This is a genomic window from Nonomuraea sp. AD125B (genome assembly GCF_041402765.1).
Classification (GTDB): Bacteria; Actinomycetota; Actinomycetes; order Streptosporangiales; family Streptosporangiaceae; genus Nonomuraea; species Nonomuraea bangladeshensis.
The window spans coordinates 55,804-73,963 of sequence record NZ_JBGLOU010000016.1; the positions used below are offsets into that span (position 1 = coordinate 55,804).

Annotated in this window: 15 protein-coding genes and 1 riboswitch; of the genes, 8 read left to right on the forward strand and 7 right to left on the reverse strand. The window is 70.0% G+C overall.

Going from position 1 to position 18,160, the window contains the following annotated elements; genetic code table 11:
* Positions 1–133: 133 nt before the first annotated feature.
* On the forward strand, positions 134–2,104 hold the full coding sequence (locus ACBR40_RS35605; protein WP_371251581.1) for a M3 family metallopeptidase: 1,971 nt from the start codon (positions 134–136) through the stop codon (positions 2,102–2,104).
* Between the two features lie 54 nt (positions 2,105–2,158).
* Here the strand turns inward: ACBR40_RS35605 and gltX are convergent, their stop codons facing one another.
* Both gltX and ACBR40_RS35615 read right to left on the reverse strand, forming a co-directional pair.
* Entirely contained in the window at positions 2,159–3,499 is a 1,341-nt protein-coding gene (gene gltX / locus ACBR40_RS35610) for a glutamate--tRNA ligase (protein WP_371251672.1), read from the reverse strand.
* Between the two features lie 34 nt (positions 3,500–3,533).
* Positions 3,534–4,310: a fumarylacetoacetate hydrolase family protein gene (locus ACBR40_RS35615; RefSeq protein ID WP_344206472.1), complete on the reverse strand. Its 777-nt coding sequence runs from the start codon at positions 4,308–4,310 to the stop codon at positions 3,534–3,536.
* 117 nt (positions 4,311–4,427) lie between these two features.
* Between ACBR40_RS35615 and ACBR40_RS35620 the strand changes: the two genes are divergently transcribed.
* On the forward strand, positions 4,428–4,784 hold the full coding sequence (locus ACBR40_RS35620; RefSeq protein ID WP_344206471.1) for an antibiotic biosynthesis monooxygenase: 357 nt from the start codon (positions 4,428–4,430) through the stop codon (positions 4,782–4,784).
* A gap of 106 nt (positions 4,785–4,890) precedes the next feature.
* On the forward strand, positions 4,891–6,534 hold the full coding sequence (locus ACBR40_RS35625) for a heparinase II/III family protein (RefSeq protein ID WP_371251582.1): 1,644 nt from the start codon (positions 4,891–4,893) through the stop codon (positions 6,532–6,534).
* A gap of 16 nt (positions 6,535–6,550) precedes the next feature.
* On the opposite strand, the gene cimA is transcribed toward ACBR40_RS35625, so the two are convergent.
* The gene (cimA, locus tag ACBR40_RS35630) at positions 6,551–8,125 is read right to left on the reverse strand and encodes a citramalate synthase (protein WP_344206469.1); all 1,575 of its coding nucleotides are present in this window, start codon (positions 8,123–8,125) and stop codon (positions 6,551–6,553) included.
* Positions 8,126–8,313: 188 nt separating this feature from the next.
* Complete coding sequence (locus ACBR40_RS35635) at positions 8,314–8,958, reverse strand: DsbA family protein (RefSeq protein WP_371251583.1); 645 nt, start codon at positions 8,956–8,958, stop codon at positions 8,314–8,316.
* Positions 8,959–9,016: 58 nt separating this feature from the next.
* Here ACBR40_RS35635 and ACBR40_RS35640 point away from each other — a divergent pair, with 58 nt between their 5' ends.
* Entirely contained in the window at positions 9,017–9,661 is a 645-nt protein-coding gene (locus tag ACBR40_RS35640) for an O-methyltransferase (RefSeq protein ID WP_344206467.1), read from the forward strand.
* A gap of 21 nt (positions 9,662–9,682) precedes the next feature.
* Here ACBR40_RS35640 and ACBR40_RS35645 read toward each other — a convergent pair whose 3' ends face one another.
* Together ACBR40_RS35645 and ACBR40_RS35650 are read right to left on the reverse strand one after the other, a co-directional pair.
* Positions 9,683–10,780: a branched-chain amino acid aminotransferase gene (locus ACBR40_RS35645; protein WP_344206466.1), complete on the reverse strand. Its 1,098-nt coding sequence runs from the start codon at positions 10,778–10,780 to the stop codon at positions 9,683–9,685.
* 223 nt (positions 10,781–11,003) lie between these two features.
* Entirely contained in the window at positions 11,004–12,050 is a 1,047-nt protein-coding gene (locus ACBR40_RS35650; protein WP_364454035.1) for a 3-isopropylmalate dehydrogenase, read from the reverse strand.
* A 112-nt stretch (positions 12,051–12,162) separates the two neighbouring features.
* A riboswitch (cyclic di-AMP (ydaO/yuaA leader) is annotated at positions 12,163–12,304 on the forward strand.
* Between the two features lie 24 nt (positions 12,305–12,328).
* Between ACBR40_RS35650 and ACBR40_RS35655 the strand changes: the two genes are divergently transcribed.
* Complete coding sequence (locus ACBR40_RS35655; protein WP_344206464.1) at positions 12,329–12,928, forward strand: C40 family peptidase; 600 nt, start codon at positions 12,329–12,331, stop codon at positions 12,926–12,928.
* A 414-nt stretch (positions 12,929–13,342) separates the two neighbouring features.
* On the opposite strand, the gene serA is transcribed toward ACBR40_RS35655, so the two are convergent.
* Positions 13,343–14,932, reverse strand: coding sequence for a phosphoglycerate dehydrogenase (gene serA, locus ACBR40_RS35660; RefSeq protein ID WP_344206463.1), 1,590 nt, complete (start codon positions 14,930–14,932; stop codon positions 13,343–13,345).
* Between the two features lie 242 nt (positions 14,933–15,174).
* Here serA and ACBR40_RS35665 point away from each other — a divergent pair, with 242 nt between their 5' ends.
* The 3 genes from ACBR40_RS35665 (at position 15,175) to ACBR40_RS35675 (ending at position 18,107) form a co-directional block, all read left to right on the forward strand.
* Complete coding sequence (locus tag ACBR40_RS35665; protein ID WP_344206462.1) at positions 15,175–16,029, forward strand: hypothetical protein; 855 nt, start codon at positions 15,175–15,177, stop codon at positions 16,027–16,029.
* Between the two features lie 106 nt (positions 16,030–16,135).
* Positions 16,136–17,485, forward strand: coding sequence for an MFS transporter (locus tag ACBR40_RS35670; RefSeq protein WP_371251584.1), 1,350 nt, complete (start codon positions 16,136–16,138; stop codon positions 17,483–17,485).
* A 67-nt stretch (positions 17,486–17,552) separates the two neighbouring features.
* The gene (locus ACBR40_RS35675; protein ID WP_371251585.1) at positions 17,553–18,107 is read left to right on the forward strand and encodes an FHA domain-containing protein; all 555 of its coding nucleotides are present in this window, start codon (positions 17,553–17,555) and stop codon (positions 18,105–18,107) included.
* Positions 18,108–18,160: the final 53 nt, after the last annotated feature.

Sequence of the window (18,160 nt, forward strand, 5' to 3'; positions counted from 1 at the left end):
GACGTCCGAAAGAATAGCCCAGCTCCGGGGGTAAGACCAAAACGATTGCCGGACGGGGTGACCGCCGGGCGCGGCGGGGGCGTGGCCGTGCCAAGCTGTGGGGGACAAAACACCACGTGGAGGAGCCCGAGCTTTGGCAGAGAACCCCTTCTTCGCCCCCAGTGACCTGCCGTACGAGCTGCCGCCCTTCGCCGAGATCCGCGAGGAGCACTACCTGCCCGCCTTCCGGCGCGGCATGGCGGAGCAGCTGGCGGAGGTCGAGGCGATCGCCGGCAGCACCGAGCCGCCGACGTTCGACGACACGATCGCCGCGCTCGAACGGTCGGGGCGCGTCCTCGACCGCACGGCCACGGCCTTCTTCAGCATCGCCTCCTCCAACTCCAGCGACGGCATCATGGAGATCGAGAAGGAGATCTCTCCCGAGCTGACCCGGCACAGCGACAGCATCCGGCTCAACCGGGCGCTGTGGGCGCGCATCAAGCAGGTCACCACCTCCGACCCGGAGGAGGCGTGGCTGCTGCAGAAATACCGCGAGGACTTCATCAGGGCCGGCGCCGACCTGTCGGAGACCGAGCAGGCCCGGCTGCGCGAGCTCAACGAGGAGTTGTCGCGGCTGTCCACCGAGTTCGCGCAGGCGCTGCTGAAGGCGGCCACCGAGGCCGCGCTGGTGGTCAAGGACCCGGCCGACCTGGACGGCTTCGACCAGGCCAGGATCGACTCGCTGCGCCAGGACGACGGCACGTACGCGCTGCCGCTGCTCAACTTCACCGCCCAGCCCGCGCTCTCCCAGCTCACGAACCGCGACGTGCGCCGCCGCCTGTTCGAGCTGAGCGTCGGCCGCGCGCCGGGCAACTTCGCGATCGCGGCCAGGATGGCGGCGCTGCGCGCCGAGCGGGCGGCGCTGCTCGGCTTCCCCGACCACGCCTCCTACGTGGTGGCCGACCAGACGGCCAAGACCGTCGAGGCGGTCGAGGAGATGCTCGGCCAGCTCGTCGGCCCGGCCGTGCGCAACGCCGGGCGGGAGGCCGAGGAGCTGGCCGCGCAGGCTGGGTTCCCGATCGAGCCGTGGGACTGGCCCTACTACTCCGAGCAGGTGCGCAAGGCCCGCTACGACTTCGACGACAGCGCGGTGCGGCCGTACTTCGAGCTGGAGCGGGTCTACCGCGACGGCATCTTCTTCGCGGCCGGCAAGCTGTACGGCGTCACCTTCGAGGAGCGGACCGACCTGGCCGGCTACCACCCGGACGTGAAGGTGTTCGAGGTGTTCGAGGAGGACGGCTCCGCGCTCGGGCTGTTCCTGCTGGACCCGTACGCGCGGGCGAACAAGCGCGGCGGGGCGTGGATGAACAACCTGGTGGACCAGTCGCTGCTGTTCGGGCTGCGGCCGGTGGTGCTGAACAACCTCAACGTCACCAAGCCCGCCTCGGGGCCGACGCTGCTCACCTACGACGAGGTCACGACCGCCTTCCACGAGTTCGGGCACGCCCTGCACGGCCTGTTCTCGAAGGTGCGCTTCCCGCGCGTGTCCGGCACCTCGGTGCCGCGCGACTTCGTCGAGTACCCCTCGCAGGTCAACGAGATGTGGGTGACCTGGCCCGAGGTGCTGGCCAACTACGCCAGGCACCACGAGACGGGCGAGCCGATGCCGGCCGAGCTGGTGGAGAAGCTGACCGCGGCCGAGACGTTCAACCAGGGCTTCAAGACCGTCGAATATCTCGCCGCCACGCTGCTCGACTGGGCCTGGCACCGGCTCGCGCCGGGCGAGGAGGTGGCCGACGCCGAGGCGTTCGAGGCGGCGGCGCTGGAGCGGGCCGGGATCGCCGTGCCGCAGGTGCGGCCGCGCTACCGCACCAACTACTTCGCGCACATCTTCGCCGGCGGCTACAGCGCCGGCTACTACTCCTACATTTGGAGCGAGGTGCTGGACGCCGAGAGCGTCGAGTGGTTCAAGGAGAACGGCGGGCTGCGCAGGGAGAACGGCGAGCACTTCCGCCGTGAGCTGCTGTCGCGGGGCGGCAGCCTCGACCCGCTGAGCGCCTTCCGCAACTTCCGGGGGCGCGAGCCGCGCATCGAGCCGCTGCTGAAGCGGCGCGGCCTGGACTGACGCCGAGCCCGGCCGGGGCGGCCCGCCACGAGAGCGGGCCGCCCGGCGGGCACGTCAGACGCCGACGGCGCCGAGGCGGGCCAGGGCGGCGCGCAGGCGGTCCTGGGTGCGCTCGCGGCCCAGCACCTCGATCGACTCGAACAGCGGCAGGCCCACCGTGCGGCCGGTGACGGCCACCCGCACCGGCGCCTGGGCCTTGCCCAGCTTGAGCCCGTGGGCCGCGCCGACCTCCTCCAGAGCCTCCTTCAGCGACTCGGGGTCCCAGCTCACGAGCTCCAGGCGCGCCAGGTAGCCGGAGATGATCTCCACCGGGGAGTTCTTCATCGCCTTGTCCCAGGACGCCTGGTCGAACACCGGCTCGTCGAGGAAGAGGAAGTCGACGTTCTGCCGGATCTCCGACAGCACCCCGATGCGGGTCTGGGCGAGCGGCGCGACCTTGCTGAACAGCTCGCGGTCCCAGCCTTCCTCCAGGTAGGGGGCGCAGCGCTCCTCGAACGTCTCCAGCGGCAGCGCCCGGATGTACTCGCCGTTGAAGGCCCGCAGCTTCTTCTCGTCGAAGAACGCGCTGGAGGAGTTGACGTCCTCCAGCCGGAACAGCGGCACCATCTCCGACCACGGCATGATCTCGCGGTCCTCGCCGGGACCCCAGCCGAGCAGCATGAGGTAGTTGACCATGGCCTCGGCGAGGTAACCCTCGGCGCGGTAGTCCTCCAGTGCCACCTTGTCGCGGCGCTTGGACAGCTTCTTGCGCTGCTCGTTGACGATCACCGGCAGGTGCGCCCACACCGGCGGGTTGGCGCCGAGGGCCGGCCAGAGCAGCATCTGCTTGGCCGCGTTGCCCAGGTGCTCCTCGCCGCGTACGACGTGGGTGATGTTCTGGGTGATGTCGTCGACCGCGTTGGCCAGCACGTAGAGCGGCGAGCCGTCGGTGCGGGCGATGACGAAGTCCTCCTGGGCCTCGTTGGGGAACTCGACGTCGCCGCGGATGAGGTCGGACACGATGGTCACGCCCTCGTCGGGGGTGCGGAAGCGGACCGCGCCCTCCGTCAGGCCGCGCTCGCGGCAGTGGCCGTCGTAGCCGCGGTGCTCGGAACCGGTGCGGGCGACCAGCGCCTCGCGGGTGCAGTCGCAGTAGTAGGCGCGGCCGTCGGCGAGCAGCTTGGCCACGGCCTCGCGGTGCTGCGGCTCGTACGCCGACTGGAAGTAGGGGCCCTCGAAGGCCGGGTTGGTGCCGTTGACACCGATCCAGTCGAGCGCCGAGATGATGCCCTCGGTCCACTCCGGGCGGTTGCGCGTGGCGTCGGTGTCCTCGACGCGCAGCACGAACCGGCCGCCGGACTGCTCGGCCAGCGCCCAGTTGAACAGCGCCGTGCGGGCGCCGCCGACGTGGAACATGCCGGTGGGGGACGGGGCGAACCTGACCCGTACGTCAGTCACGGGAGACCACCTTGTTCGTGAGTGTGCCGATGCCTTCGATGCCGACGCTGACCTCGTCGCCGACCTGGAGCGGGCCGACGCCGGCCGGCGTGCCGGTCAGGATGACGTCGCCGGGGATGAGCGTCATGACCGCGCTGACGTAGGCGACCAGCGCGGGGATGTCGTGGATGAGCTGGGTGGTGCGGCCGCTCTGGCGCACCTCGCCGTTGACCGTGGTCGTGAGGGCCAGGTCGCTCGGGTCGAGGTCGGTCTGGATCCACGGCCCGAGCGGGCAGAAGGTGTCGAAGCTCTTGGCCCGGGTGAACTGCACGTCCTTCTTCTGCAGGTCGCGCGCGGTCACGTCGTTGGCGCAGGTGTAGCCGAAGATGACGTCCTTGACCCGCTCGACCGGGACCTCGCGGCACAGCCGGCCGATGACCACGGCCAGCTCGCCCTCGTAGTCGACGCGGTCGGACAGGTGGACCGGGTAGGCGATCTGCTCACCGTGGCCGATCACCGAGGTGGACGGCTTCATGAAGATGAGCGGCTCCTCCGGCACCTCGTTGCCCATCTCCTGGGCGTGCTCGGCGTAGTTCCTGCCGATGGCGACGACCTTGCTCGGCAGCATCGGGGCCAGCAGCTTGACCTGGCTGAGCGGCTGGCGCTCGCCGGTGAACTGCACCTGGCTGAACGGGTGACCGGCGACGGTGGAGATGAACTCCTCGCCGGGACCGCCTTCGACCACACCGAACGACACGCCTTCGCCTGTGGAGAACCTCGCTATACGCACCTGTCCAGGCTATCGCCGCCGCCGTGGGAGTCCGTTCACCTGGCCCGCGCGGGTCACGTACGACGGGTTAGCCTGGACCCCTGACCTGCGCAGGTGCGCTGACGAGAGGGGTTTCCCATGTCCGTCGTGAAGATCAACGTGCTGACCGTGCCGGCCGCCATGCGGGAGGAGCTCGAACGGCGGTTCGCCGGGCGGGCGGGGATGGTGGAGTCCGCGGACGGGTTCGAGTGGTTCGAGCTGCTGCGGCCGGTGGACGGGACCGAGCGCTACCTCGTCTACACGCGTTGGCGGAGCGAGGCGGACTTCGAGGCGTGGCAGCAGAGCCAGGAGTTCGCCCGCGGTCACGCGCGGGCCGCCGGCGAGGCCGCCCAGCAGGGCCAGGGCCAGGGCCACGGGCACGGTCAGGGTCCGGCCGCGAGCGGGTCCGAGTTGTGGACGTTCGAGGTGGTCGAGAGCGCCACCCCCAAGGCGTAGCGGGCGGTTAACGAATCGGGCACTCGGCTTGACCGGATGATCGCGCACGCGAAAGCATGTCCCGCCTCAAGCTTGTCTGTCCTGGTTCGTGCTGAAAGGAACTGGCGTGCGCCGCCTCGCGATCCCTCTTGCCCTCACGCTCGCGCTCGGCGGCCTCGCGGGGACCCCCGCGTACGCGGACGGGGACGGCAAGGTGGCGCGCACCGCGGCGTGCCAGGGCGACTGGCTGCCCGGCACGCCGACCGCCGCGGACGTCATGGGCGGCGAGATCTCGCTGGTGGGGCTGCCGGCGTACAAACTGGGTGAGAAGGTCGACTGGGCCGCGAGCCCGTACAAGAACCGCTCGTGGGAGTTCGTCTTCCAGTCGCTGCGCTGGCTCGGCACGCTCGTCGTCGAGTACGAGAACACCGGCGAGCGGCGCTACCTCGACCGCGCGACCGAGCTCGCCAAGGACTGGGTGGCGAACAACAAGTACGGCGCCCGCGGCACCAAGCCCTACGTCTGGAAGGACCACCCGGTCTCGCTGCGCACCCAGCCGCTGCTGTGCCTGAGCGAGCACGTCAAGGACTCCTGGCTGAAGGACAGCCTGGCCGTGCACGCCAAGCTCCTCGCGAACCCGGCCCTGTACAAGAAGGGCCACAACCACGGCATCGACCAGGACATCGCGCTCATGGGCATCGGCTGCCGCTACGGCCGCAAGGACTGGGCCGACCTGGCGTCCAGGCGCCTGACCGGGACCGTCAAGCTGGACGTGGACGCCCAGGGCGCGCTGATGGAGCAGGCGCCCCGCTACGCCGTCTACGTCTACGGCCGCCTCCAGGTCGCGATGACGAACATGAAGTCCTGCGGCCGCAAGGTCCCCGGCGAGATCGCCAAGCGCGCCGAGGCGCTGAAGGACTTCATCGCGCACGCCACCATGCCGAACGGCTACATGGCGCCGCTCGGCGACGGCAGCGCCGAGACCGAGCCGAAGATGGAGACCGGCACGCCGAAGCAGAAGGTCAAGGTCTACCGGGCCGGCTACGTGTTCGGCCGGACGGCCTTCGGCAAGCAGGACTCGGCGTACTACTCGATCAGGTTCGGGCCTGGGATGAAGTTCCACGGCCACGAGGACCACCTGGGCGTCACCTACTACGCGCAGGGCCGCGACATCCTCGTGGACGCCGGCTTCCACTCCTACGAGAAGAGCGCCTACCGCTACTGGACGCTCTCCCCCGAGGCGCACAACGTGCCGACGGTGGTCGGGGCGAAGTTCCGGCCGCGCACCTCCTCGCGGCTGACGAAGTCCTCGCTCGGCGACGACCGGCAGGCGTTCCGGGTGACGGACGACGCCTACGGCGTGAGCCGTACCCGGTCGGTGCTGGTCGACCACGGCGAGGACCTGATGGCGGTGCTCGACACCGCCGGGGGCGGCAAGCAGGTGCGGAACCTGTGGCGGTTCGCCCCGTCGCTCAAGGTCGTCTCGAACGGCGGCGGCAAGGTCGTGCTGGCCGACGGCAAGTTCAAGGTCACGCTGCTGCAGCTGTCGCCGTCGTGCGCGAAGGTGGGCGGGCAGCGGGTGGAGCGCGGCGGGAAGCTCGGCTGGGTGTCGCCGACCTACCTGTCGAGGCAGGCGGCCACGGTGGTGGTCTCGCCTGCGGCGAAGTCCCTGCTGACGGTGGTCGTGCCTGGGACGGACGCGCCGAAGGTGTCGTGCTCCGGCGGCAAGGTGACGGTCGAAGGGGTCTCCTTCTCCGCCCGCCTGCTCTGACCTCGTACTCCCTGGCTCAGCAGTCGCGGCCGGCGCGCAGCAGGCCGTACGTGACCGCCTGCTCCAGGGCCTGCCAGGAGGCGTCGATGATGTTCTCGGCGACGCCGACCGTGGCCCACTCGCCGGTGTCGTCGCTGCTGGTGATGAGCACGCGGGTGACCGCGTCGGTGCCGTGGGTGTCCTCCAGGATGCGGACCTTGAAGTCGACCAGCTGCACCTTGGCCAGCTCGGGGTAGAGCTGCTCCAGCGCCAGCCGGACGGCCTTGTCGAGGGCGTTGACGGGGCCGTTGCCCTCGCCGGTCGCCACGATGCGCTCGCCCTTGGCGTGCACCTTCACGGTGGCCTCGCTGACCAGCTCACCACCCTTGGTGCGCTCGACGATGACCCGCCAGGACTCCACCTCGAAGTGGCGCTTGCGCTCGCCGTGGACGGTGTCGCGCAGCAGCAGCTCGAAGGAGGCGTCGGCGGCCTCGAAGGTGAAGCCCCGCGACTCCAGCTCCTTCACCCGCTCGACCAGCGCCTTGGTGTGCTCGCCCGTCAGCTCGTAGCCCAGCTCGCGGCCCTTGAGCTCGACGGAGGCGCGACCGGCCATGTCGGAGACCAGCATGCGCATGTCGTTGCCGACGGCGGCGGGGTCGATGTGCTGGTAGAGGTTGGGGTCGACCTTGATGGCGCTGGCGTGCAGGCCGGCCTTGTGCGCGAAGGCGGACATGCCGACGTAGGGGGCGTGCGAGTTGGGGGTGACGTTGGTCACCTCGGTGATGGCGTGCGCGATGCGCGTCATGTCGGCGAGCGCGGCCTGCGGCACCAGGTCGAAGCCGCGCTTGAGCTGCAGGTTGGCGACGACGGTGAAGAGGTTGGCGTTGCCCGAGCGCTCGCCGTAGCCGTTGGCGCAGCCCTGCACGTGGGTGGCGCCGGCACGGACCGCGGCGAGGGTGTTGGCGACCGCGCAGCCGGTGTCGTCGTGGCAGTGGATGCCGACCCTGGCCCCGGCCTGGACGGCCTCGTGGACGATGTCGGCCAGCTCGTCGGGGAGCATGCCGCCGTTGGTGTCGCACAGCGCGATGACGTCGGCGCCCGCCTCGGCGGCGGTGCGCAGCACCTCCAGCGCGTACGCGGGGTTGGACTTGTAGCCGTCGAAGAAGTGCTCGGCGTCCAGGAAGACCCGCTGGCCCTCCGCACGCAGGTGGGAGACCGTGTCGCGGATCATCGCGAGGTTCTCCTCCAGCGTGGTGCGGAGGGCCAGTTCGACATGCCGGTCGTGACTCTTGGCGACAAGGGTCACGACGGGCGCGCCGGATTCGCGCAATGCGGCCACCAAGGGGTCGTCGGCGGCCTTCACCCCGGCCCGGCGGGTCGCGCCGAACGCGGCGAGCTGCGCGTGCTTCAGGTCGAGCTCGGTGCGAGCACGCCTGAAGAACTCGGTGTCCTTGGGATTGGCTCCGGGCCAGCCGCCCTCGATGAAACCGACGCCCAGTCCGTCCAGGTGACGCGCGACGGCCAGCTTGTCGGCGACGGTCAGGTTGAGCCCTTCCTGCTGCGCGCCGTCACGCAGTGTCGTGTCATATACGTGGAACCGGTCATCGGCCATGAGCTTCTTCCTTCTGGAGATCCCTGGAAAACAAAAAGACCCCTCACGGACGTGAGAGGTCTGCGCGCTGGCGGTGTCCCTGTGTCAGCCAGCGCGCCTGCCGATAATGAGCAGACCGTAGAACATGGTGCTCATCAGTCTGCCATACGTTTCCACCATTCGGCACAAGGATCTCACTGCTCGGACGCCTACACGGTGACGCCGCCACCGCCCGTGATGGCACGCTCCAGGGCCTGCGGGTCGAACGCCTCGCCGCCCAGCAGCTTGCCGTCCAGCAGCAGCGTGGGGGTGCCCTCCAGCCGGACCTTCGCGGTCTCGGCCAGGTGCGCGTCGGCGTACGACTGGTCGCGTACGCAGCTGTCCACCTGCGCGCCCGCCTTCCTGGCCGCCCCGACCAGCTCCTCGACGGTGAAGCCCGAGGCGACGCCGTGCGGGGCCGGCTGGATGGCGTACAGCTCGTCGCGGAAGGCCAGCCAGCTCGACTCGGGGACGCAGCGCGCGGCCGCGGCGGCGCGGATGGAGTTGGAGCGCATGGGCTCGTCGCGGAAGATGGTCACGGCGTGGAAGACGACCTTGACCTTGCCCTCACGCGCCAGCCGCTGGATCGTCGGATCCACCTTGGCGTGCATGTCCTTGCAGACCGGGCAGTCAAAATCTTCGTAAACGTCCAGGACGGGAGCATCGCCGCCGCGGTCCGCCAGCACCATGGACCCGTCGAGCTGACGGGTCAGCCGCACCTCGGCCGAGCTCTCGCCCGGCCCGGAAAAGGCCAGCACACCGAGCACCGCGATCACCGCGCACGCGACCGCGACCGCCACCAACCGCTTCATCATTCGCCCACTCTCAGCTTGTCGATCGCGCAGACCCTACCGGAACGGAAACAATGACCGTATGAAGGCAGACCTCCTGACCCCAGCCGTGGCGCGTTACGTGTACGAGCACTCGACCAAGCCCGACCCCCTGCTGGAGCGACTGGCCCAGGAGACCATGGAGGTCACGGGCGACAGCGCGGGGATGCAGATCTCCCCCGACCAGGGCACGTTCCTCACGATGATCACCCAGCTCATGGCTCCCCAGGTGGCCGTGGAGGTGGGCACGTTCACCGGCTACTCGTCGGTCTGCATCGCCCGGGGCCTGCGGGGCGGCCGGCTGCACTGCTTCGACGTGAGCGAGGAGTGGACCTCGATCGCGCGCCGCTACTGGGCGGAGGCCGGGGTGGCCGACCGGGTGACGCTCACCCTGGGCCCGGCGCTGGACACCCTCGCCGCTTTCGACCAGACCGTCGACCTGGCCTTCGTGGACGCCGACAAGGGCAACTACCCCGGCTACTACGAGCTGCTGATCGAGCGCATGCGGCCGGGTGGGCTGCTGATCGCCGACAACACGCTGCGCCGCGGGCACGTGGCCGACCCGTCCCACGACGAGCCGACCACGGTGGAGATCCGCCAGTTCAACGACCTGGTGATCGAGGACCCGCGGGTGAGCGTGCTCATGCTGCCGGTCGCCGACGGCATGACGCTGATCACCAAGCACTGAGACGGGCGCGGGTCCCCGAGGTCAGGCGATCTTGTGGACCCAGCCGTGGGCGTCGGGGCGGGCGCCGTACTGGATGCCGACCAGCTCCTCGCGCACCCGCATGGTCACCGGGCCGGGCGTGCCGTCGGCGACCGTCCAGGCCCGGTCGGCGCCCTTGACCGAGCCGACCGGGGTCACCACGGCGGCCGTGCCGCAGGCGAAGACCTCGGTCAGCTCGCCCGACTCGCACGCCGACTGCCACTCGTCGACCGAGATGAGCCGCTCCTCGGTCTCCAGGCCGAGGTCGCCGGCCAGCTCCAGGATCGACTCGCGGGTGATGCCGGGGAGCAGGGTGCCGGTCAGCGCGGGCGTGACGAGCTTGTTGCCGAAGACGAAGAACAGGTTCATCCCGCCCATCTCCTCGACGTACTCGTGGGACTGGGCGTCCAGCCACACGACCTGGTCGCAGCCGTTCTCGACGGCCTGGCGCTGGGCGACGAAGGCGGCGGCGTAGTTGCCGCCGCACTTGGCGAAGCCGGTGCCGCCGGGGGCGGCCCGGGTGTACTCGGTGGACAGCCACACCGAGACGGGCTTGACGCCGCCACTGAAGTACGACGCCGCCGGCGAGGCGATGACCATGTACGAGTAGGTCCTGGAGGGGTAGTTGACGCCGAGCCCCGCCTGGGTGGCGATCATGAAGGGCCGCAGGTAGAGGCTGTGCCCCTCGGTGGTCGGCACCCACTCCTCGTCGGTGCGGACGAGGAGTTCGAGCGACTCGACGAACGTCTCCTCGGGCAGCTCGGGCATGGCCATGCGGGCGGCCGAGCGGTTGAAGCGGGCGGCGTTGGCGTACGGGCGGAACATCACGATGGAGCCGTTGGCCTGCCGGTACGCCTTCAGGCCCTCGAACAGCTCCTGCGCGTAGTGGAAGACCGCGGTGGCCGGGTCGAGCGAGAGCGGCCCGTACGGCGCCAGCCGGGCGTCGTGCCAGCCGCGGCCCTCGGTGTAGTCGATGATGATCATGTGGTCGGTGAAGGACTGCCCGAATCCGGGGTTCGTCAGTACCTGCTCCCGCTCGGCCGCGGTGCGAGCGTGGTCGGATAGCTGCACGTCGAAGCTGAGCTTCTGAGCGATGGTCATGACGATGGTCCTTCTCTCTGCGATTTCGCGAAAATCTACCGAATCCTGAGGGTCCGTGGACCCGCTACAGCGCGGCAGTGCTGCCCGAAGGCAGCTAGTACTTCCTATTGTCTCGCCATATGGGATGACAAGCTGCCGTTGGGCGATTCGGCCACTTCGGACAGCAGAAAGCGCCTGGCGATCCGGGTGCGGACCGCCAGGCGCGTGGGGAGGCTAGGCGGCCCTAGCCGGATACTCGCGCGGTGATGTCGTCGCCGATCTGCGAGGTGGTGCGGCCGGTCCAGCCGGTCAGCCGCTCGACGATGTCGTCGGCGACCGCCTGCTCGACCTTGGCCGCCTCGGCGCTCAGGCCGAGGTGGTCGAGGAGCATGGCGACCGACAGGATGGTGGCGGTCGGGTCGGCCTTGCCCTGGCCCGCGATGTCGGGGGCGCTGCCGTGCACCGGCTCGAACATGCTGGGCGCCGTGCGCTCGGGGTTGATGTTGCCGCTCGCGGCCAGGCCGATGCCGCCCGCGATGGCCGCGCCGAGGTCGGTGATGATGTCGCCGAACAGGTTGTCGGTGACGACGACGTCGAAGCGCCCCGGCTGGGTCACGAAGAACATCGACGCCGCGTCGATGTGGCAGTAGTCGGTGCTGACCTCGGGGTATTCCTCGGCCACCCGGTTGACCGTGCGCTGCCACAGGTCGCCGGCGAAGGTGAGGACGTTGGTCTTGTGGACCAGCGTCAGCTTCTTGCGCGGGCGGCTCTGGGCCTTGTCGAAGGCGTAGCGGACGACGCGCTCGACGCCGTGGGCGGTGTTGAGCGACTCCTGGGTGGCGATCTCGTGCGGCGTGCCGCGACGCATGGCGCCGCCGGTGCCCGCGTAGAGGCCCTCGGTGCCCTCGCGGACCACGATCATGTCGATGTCCTCGGCCGTGGTGTCGGCCAGCGGGGTCTCGACGCCGGGGAAGAGCTTGACCGGGCGCAGGTTGACGTAGTGGTCGAACTCGAAGCGCAGCCGCAGCAGCAGGTCGCGCTCCAGGATGCCCGGCGGCACGCTGGGGTCGCCCACCGCGCCGAGCAGGATCGCGTCGTAGCCGCGCAGCTCCTGCAGCACCGAGTCGGGCAGCGTCTCGCCGGTGCGGTGGTATCGCGCCGCGCCCAGGTCGTAGTGCGTGGGCTCGATCTTCGTGCCGACGGCTTCGAGGACCTTGAGCCCTTCGGTGACGACCTCGGTGCCGATGCCATCGCCGGGGATGACGGCCAAGCGGATGTTACGCGACTCCATGCCGGTACCTTACCGGCTCGTCTCGCCTGACGAACACTCGGTCTCATTTTTCGGACTGTTCCAGAAAAGTCCGATTTGTGAAGGTTTGCGATCTTTTGACTGATTCGTTAGCGTCCGTGCCCTGCCTAATCCACGCGGCGGTTCGCGTGGAGCCGGGGACCCACTCTCCCCCAGGGGCGAATCGGCATGCGCCGTAGGGCTGCTTCCAAGCCCGAGCCCGTCAGCTAACCCGGTCGGCCGTATGGAAGGACAGTCCCCTGTCTCGCATCGCCATTCTCGTGGCGGCGGGCGCGACCGGCCTCGCCGTGCTCGCCTCCCCCGCCCAGGCCTCCACCCCCGACGAGAACAACCCCGGCCGCGCGCCCAAGGCCGAAACCCTCGACCAGCGCGCACTCACCACCACGCTCACCGGTCCGGAACTCAAGAAGATCCGGGACCGGCAGAGCAGGCCCGCCTGGAAGATCGCGCTGAACTTCGCCCTGAAAAAACAGGGCATCCCGTACCTATGGGGCGGGACCGGCAGGGGCGGGTACGACTGCTCGGGCCTCATGCTCCGGGCGTACCAGAAGGCGGGGATCCAGCTGCCCCGCGTCGCCGCCGACCAGTACGCGGCATTCGACAAGAAGGTCTCCTGGAACCACCTCAAGCCCGGCGACCTGGTCTTCTTCAGCAACCTCGGCCACGTCGGGATGATCTCCCGGCCCGGCTACATGGTGCACGCGCCCCGCACCGGCGACGTCATCAAGGAGGAGAAGCTGTCGAGCTGGCGCAGAAGCGTCTTCGTCGGCGGCGTCCGGCCCGACCGCAAGGGCGTGCGGGAGTGGGCGGAGCGGCAGGAGGAGCCGGCACCGCCCATGCCCGTCGCGTCGGTGCTCTGACCGACGTCCCTGATGTGCGAGCCGGGGCCCTACCGGCCGGACTCCTGCGGGGCGCCGCCGTTGTCGCGGCGGTCCAGCGCGGTCTGCAGGGCCTCGGCGGCCTCGTCCTTGTGGTCTTCCGCACGGTTCCAGGCGTACATCTCGTACATGATCGTCAACTCGTTTCGCGAGGAGGCGTTACTGACGGGAGGGACTTACCGGCCGACGCGACGCCGTTCACCGCGGCGAGTCGCCGACCTGCCCTAACAGGCCTCGCCGCGGCAGGTAATGAGTACGAGCACCTGGCGCATGTGCTTCCACGTTAACCGAGGAATCTCGTTGGATGTCCTAGCATCCCGCATGCTGAGACAGCTGAGACGACGAAAAGGCCGCCGCCCGATCCGGGCGGCGGCCTTTCGCGCGAGGCGGGGAGTGTCAGTCCTCCAGGTCCACAGAACGGCCGCTCTCGGCGCCGATCTCGGCCACGATCTGGTCGACGATGTCGGCCGGGATCGCCGAGTCGACGGTCAGCGCGATGAGCGCCTTGCCGCCCTTGACGTCGCGGGCCACCTGCATGGAGGCGATGTTGACGCCGTGCTCGCCGAGCAGGCGGCCGACCACGCCGACGATGCCGGGACGGTCGGCGTAGGTGAAGAACGCGAGGTGCGCCGTCGGCTCGATCTCCATCTCATAGCCGTTGACCTCGACGATCTTGGTGATCTGGCGGGGACCGGACAGCGTGCCCGACACCGAGACCTGGCGGCCGTCGGCCAGCACGCCACGGACGGTCACCACGTTGCGCCAGTCGGGGCTCTCGGAGCTGGTGATCAGCTCGACGGCGACGCCGCGGTCCTTGGCCAGCAGCGGCGCGTTGACGTAGGTGACCTGCTCCTCGATGACGTCGGCGAAGACGCCCTTGAGCGCGGCCAGCTCGATGACCCGCACGTCCTGGGAGGCGATCTCGCCGCGCACCTCGACGTCGAGCTTGGTGGCGACCTCGCCGGCCAGCGCGGTGAACACCCGGCCCAGCTTCTCGGCCAGCGGCAGGCCCGGCTTGACGTCCTCGGCGACGGCGCCGCCCTGGACGTTGACCGCGTCCGGCACGAACTCGCCCGCGAGCGCCAGCTTCACGCTCCGCGCGACCTGGGTGCCGGCCTTCTCCTGGGCCTCGTGGGTGGAGGCGCCGAGGTGCGGCGTGACGACGACCTGGTCGAGCTCGAACAGCGGGCTGTCGGTGCAGGGCTCCTTGGCGAAGACGTCGAGACCGGCGCCCGCGACGCGGCCCTCCTTGATCGCGGAGTAGAGCGCGGCCTCGTCCACGATGCCGCCGCGGGCGACGTTGACGATGCGCACGCTCGGCTTGACCTTGTGCAGCGCCTCGTCGCCGATGAGCCCGAGGGTCTCCTTGGTCTTCGGCAGGTGCACGGTGATGAAGTCGGCCTGCTTGAACACCTCGTCGAGGCTCACCAGCTTGACGCCGAGCTGCGCGGCGCGGGCCGGCGGCAGGTAGGGGTCGTAGGCGATGATCTCGACGCCGAACGGCGCCAGCCGCTGCGCCACGAGCTGGCCGATCTTGCCGAATCCGAGGATGCCGACGACCTTCTCGTCCAGCTCGACGCCGGTGTACTTGGACCGCTTCCACTCCCCGTTCTTCAGCGCGGCGTGCGCCTGGGCGGTGTTGCGCGCGCTGGCCAGGATGAGGGCGACGGTCTGCTCGGCGGCGCTGGTGATGTTGGAGGTCGGCGCGTTGACGACCATGACACCGGCCTTGGTGGCCGCCTCGACGTCGACGTTGTCGAGCCCGACGCCCGCGCGGGCGACCACGCGCAGCTTGGGCGCCGCGGCGATGGCCTCGGCGTCGACCTGCGTCGCGGAGCGCACGATGAGGGCGTCCACGTCGGCGAGGGCGGGCAGGAGCTGGGAACGGTCGGCGCCGTCGGTGTGGCGGACCTCGAAATCGGCGCCGAGAACGGCGAGGCCGGCCTCGGACAGCTCCTCAGCGACCAGTACGACGGGCTTGTTCACAGGTGAATCCTTAGGGGCTTCCGGCGAGTCATGAGGGGGACACGTCCATGGATCCCCCGGCGGTCCTACCGAGTCTAACCGGCGCTTGTGAACGCATTCACGAAGGACCCACGATGTGAGACGGACGGGCGGCTACCCGGTAGAGGACAAAGTCACCCACTCCGGGGCCATCTTCGTCTTGATCGGGAGATTTATTCGCCATTAGCCTGATAAGCCGTGGCCGACTACCTATGGTTCGTCATATGAGCATCGGGAATCCTGCGCTTGCCGACGTTCTCGCCCAGCATGGCACGCCCCACCGGCTGCTGGGCGCCCTCGCCGACGGTGGCGTCCTGGTGGCAGTGCGCCCTGACCGTTCGGTCGTCCTCGGGACGACCCAGGCCGGCGACCGCGTGTTGCTCGGCTACACCAGCGCGACCACCTACGCCCGGCACCGTGGCAGCCATTCCCTGTCGGCGTGCGACGCCGACACCATCCTGGACATCCAGCGCGTCACGGGCGTGCGGGAGATCGTGATCGACGCGGCCGGACCAGCCGCCGCGGCCGTGCCCATCGACGATCTCCAGCGCTTCCTCACCACGACGCGGACCGGGCCCACGCCCGTCCTGTCGGGGGCGGCCCCCGCCGCCTACGCGACGGGCGCGATGGCCACCGTGTCGCGGGGTGCCGCGCTGGCCCAGGTCGCCCCGCCGGCTCCGCAGGCGCCGTCGTTCCCGTGGGTGCCCGCGCCGAGGCCGCACCTGTCGGGCCCGATGCAGCAGGTGGACCCCGGCTACCGCAGGTGCACCCATCCCATCCTGCCCGCGCTGCGGCAGGCGATCGCGCAGCTGCTCATGGACTTCCCGCTCGTGCACCACGTGTGGATCTCCGAGGCGAGCACCGCGTCCGGGGCCACCGGGATCATGCTGCACGTCAAGGTCCACATGTCGGCCGCCGAGGACGTCGTACGCGACCTGCACCGCCTGGTGCGGGCCCGGCTGCCGCAGTTCGCGGCCAGCGGCGCGCCGATCCTCATGGCCCGGGTGGCCGACGCGCGCAGCGAGCGCCGGATGATCGAGATCGGCGCGCACGTGGTGTGCGCCGACGTACGCGACTGACCCAGCGCGCCGACGTGCGCGGCTGACCTGCGGCGGCGGGATTCTCCTGCCGCCGCCGGCCGAATGGGTCTCCCCAAACAAGCCGTTGCTCGGCTCTAATGTGGGGATGATCACACCGGTCGCGGCCACGGTTCCCCGGGGCGTGCGCCTCGGTTACGGGGTCGGCTCCTTCTGCACGGCAACGGTCAACGCCGTGCCGGGGTTGTTGTTGCTCTACTACATGACCAACTTCCTGGCCGTGCCCGCGTGGCTGGCCGGCGTGGTGGTGACCGCGCCCAAGGTCTGGGACCTGGTCATCAATCCGCTGGTCGGGCGGTGGTCCGACCGGACCGTCTCGCGCTGGGGCCCGCGCCGGCCGTGGCTGCTCGCCGGGGCCTGCACGCTGCCGGTCGCGTTCTTCCTGGTCTTCGCGGGGCCGCCGCTGACGGGGGTGCCCGCCGCCGCCTACGTCGCGGTGTGCTTCCTCGCCACGGCGACGGCGTACGCGCTGTTCGAGGTGCCGTACAAGGCCATGCCCGGCGAGATGACGCACGACTACCACGAGCGCACCTCGCTGCTGCAGTGGCGCATGGTCTTCATCGGCGTGGCCACCGCGATCAGCGGCGTGCTCGCCCCCGCCATCGCCACCGGCGAGGGCGAGCACGGGACGCTGGGCAGCTACCGGGCGATGGCGCTCACCATCGCGGTCATCCTGCTGCTCGCCATGCTCGGCTCCTTCTTCGGCACCGCCCGCGCCCCCATGACCGGCGCTCCGGAGGCCGACCGGGGCGACTGGCGCGAACAGCTCGCCGCGATCAAGGGCAACCGGCCGTTCCTCTGGCTGACCGTGCTGGCCTGCACGCAGATGCTGGCGGTGAGCATGATGCTGGCCGCCGCGCCGTACTTCGCCACGTACACGATCGGCGATCCCAAGGCCACGCAGACGCTCTTCGCGGCGCTCGTGGGGCCGATCCTGCTGACCATGCCGCTGTGGGTGCGCCTCGCCAGGCGCTTCGACAAGCGGGGGGCGATGGTGCTGGCGGCCTCGCTGTTCGCCGCGGGGACTGCGGCGGCCATGGCCACGCCGCTGTTCGGGGCGTTGTGGGCGCACGTGACGATCCTGTTCGTCGGCGTCGGGTACGCCGGGCTGCAGCTGCTGCAGTTCTCCATGCTGGCCGACGTCATCGCCGTGGACGCCGCGGAGACCGGCAAGCGGCGCGCGGGCGTGCTCACCGGGCTCTGGACGGCCATCGAGAGCGGGGTCAGCTCGTTCGGCGCGCTGATCTTCGGTGTCGTCCTGTCGATCGGCGGCTTCGTCGAGTCCCAGCCGGACACGCCCGTACGGCAGCCGGACAGCGCCGTGACGGCCGTGCTGATCGGGCAGACCGCCATCCCCGCGCTGATCATCTTCGCGTCGGTGCTGGTGACGCTGAAGTACCGGCTCACGCCACCCGTCGCGCCGCCCGCGGACGCGTGAACCCGAGGGCGGCACCCGATTCGGCGTATTCTGGACACGAACCGAGGTTGAGGCCGATACTCGCTACATGAGCTCGACCCATCCACCCTTCCGCGCCTCCGACGGGGAACGCGACCGTGCGATCGACGAGCTCAAGGTCCGCGCGGTGGAGGGCCGCATCTCCCACGACACCTTCGTCGGCCGCGTCGACCAGGCGCTGCGCGCCCGCAGTCAGCACGAGCTCGACGAGCTGGTGGCCGACCTGCCGAAGCGGCCCACGTTACGGCAGCGGCTGACCGACGCGGTGTCGTCGGTGTCGGAGTTCACCACCAAGCTGCAGTCCGCCTGGCGGCGGCCCCGGCTGCCCCGGCTCGCGCTGCCCGACGACGAGCGGGTGCGTTACGTCGTGGGGCGGGGCTCGGCCTGCGACCTCGTGCTGTCCGACCTGACCGTCTCCCGGGTCCACGCCGAGCTGCGGCGCGACGACGAGGGCCGGTGGGTGCTGGTCGACCTCGGGTCGCTGAACGGCACCCGGCTCAACGGCTGGCGGCTGGTGGGGCCGGCGCGGGTGACGCCGGGCGACGAGGTGTCCTTCGGGGACTGCGGTTTCCTGCTGACGTCCGGCGTGCCGACCGGCCAATAAATACGGAATTTTGCGGATTACAGGCTGTCTGCGCTGATCCATGCTCTCAGGCG

Excerpts from the sequence above, each read along its gene's own strand:
- ACBR40_RS35640 (WP_344206467.1), top strand. The coding sequence starts at position 9,017 with ATGAAGGCAGACCTCCTGACCCCAGCCGTGGCGCGTTACGTGTACGAG.
- ACBR40_RS35670 (WP_371251584.1), top strand. The coding sequence starts at position 16,136 with ATGATCACACCGGTCGCGGCCACGGTTCCCCGGGGCGTGCGCCTCGGT.
- ACBR40_RS35665 (WP_344206462.1), top strand. The coding sequence starts at position 15,175 with ATGAGCATCGGGAATCCTGCGCTTGCCGACGTTCTCGCCCAGCATGGC.
- ACBR40_RS35675 (WP_371251585.1), top strand. The coding sequence starts at position 17,553 with ATGAGCTCGACCCATCCACCCTTCCGCGCCTCCGACGGGGAACGCGAC.
- ACBR40_RS35650 (WP_364454035.1), bottom strand. The coding sequence starts at position 12,050 with ATGGAGTCGCGTAACATCCGCTTGGCCGTCATCCCCGGCGATGGCATC.
- ACBR40_RS35635 (WP_371251583.1), bottom strand. The coding sequence starts at position 8,958 with ATGATGAAGCGGTTGGTGGCGGTCGCGGTCGCGTGCGCGGTGATCGCG.
- gltX (WP_371251672.1), bottom strand. The coding sequence starts at position 3,499 with ATGTTCCACGTCGGCGGCGCCCGCACGGCGCTGTTCAACTGGGCGCTG.
- ACBR40_RS35620 (WP_344206471.1), top strand. The coding sequence starts at position 4,428 with ATGTCCGTCGTGAAGATCAACGTGCTGACCGTGCCGGCCGCCATGCGG.
- cimA (WP_344206469.1), bottom strand. The coding sequence starts at position 8,125 with ATGGCCGATGACCGGTTCCACGTATATGACACGACACTGCGTGACGGC.
- ACBR40_RS35645 (WP_344206466.1), bottom strand. The coding sequence starts at position 10,780 with ATGACCATCGCTCAGAAGCTCAGCTTCGACGTGCAGCTATCCGACCAC.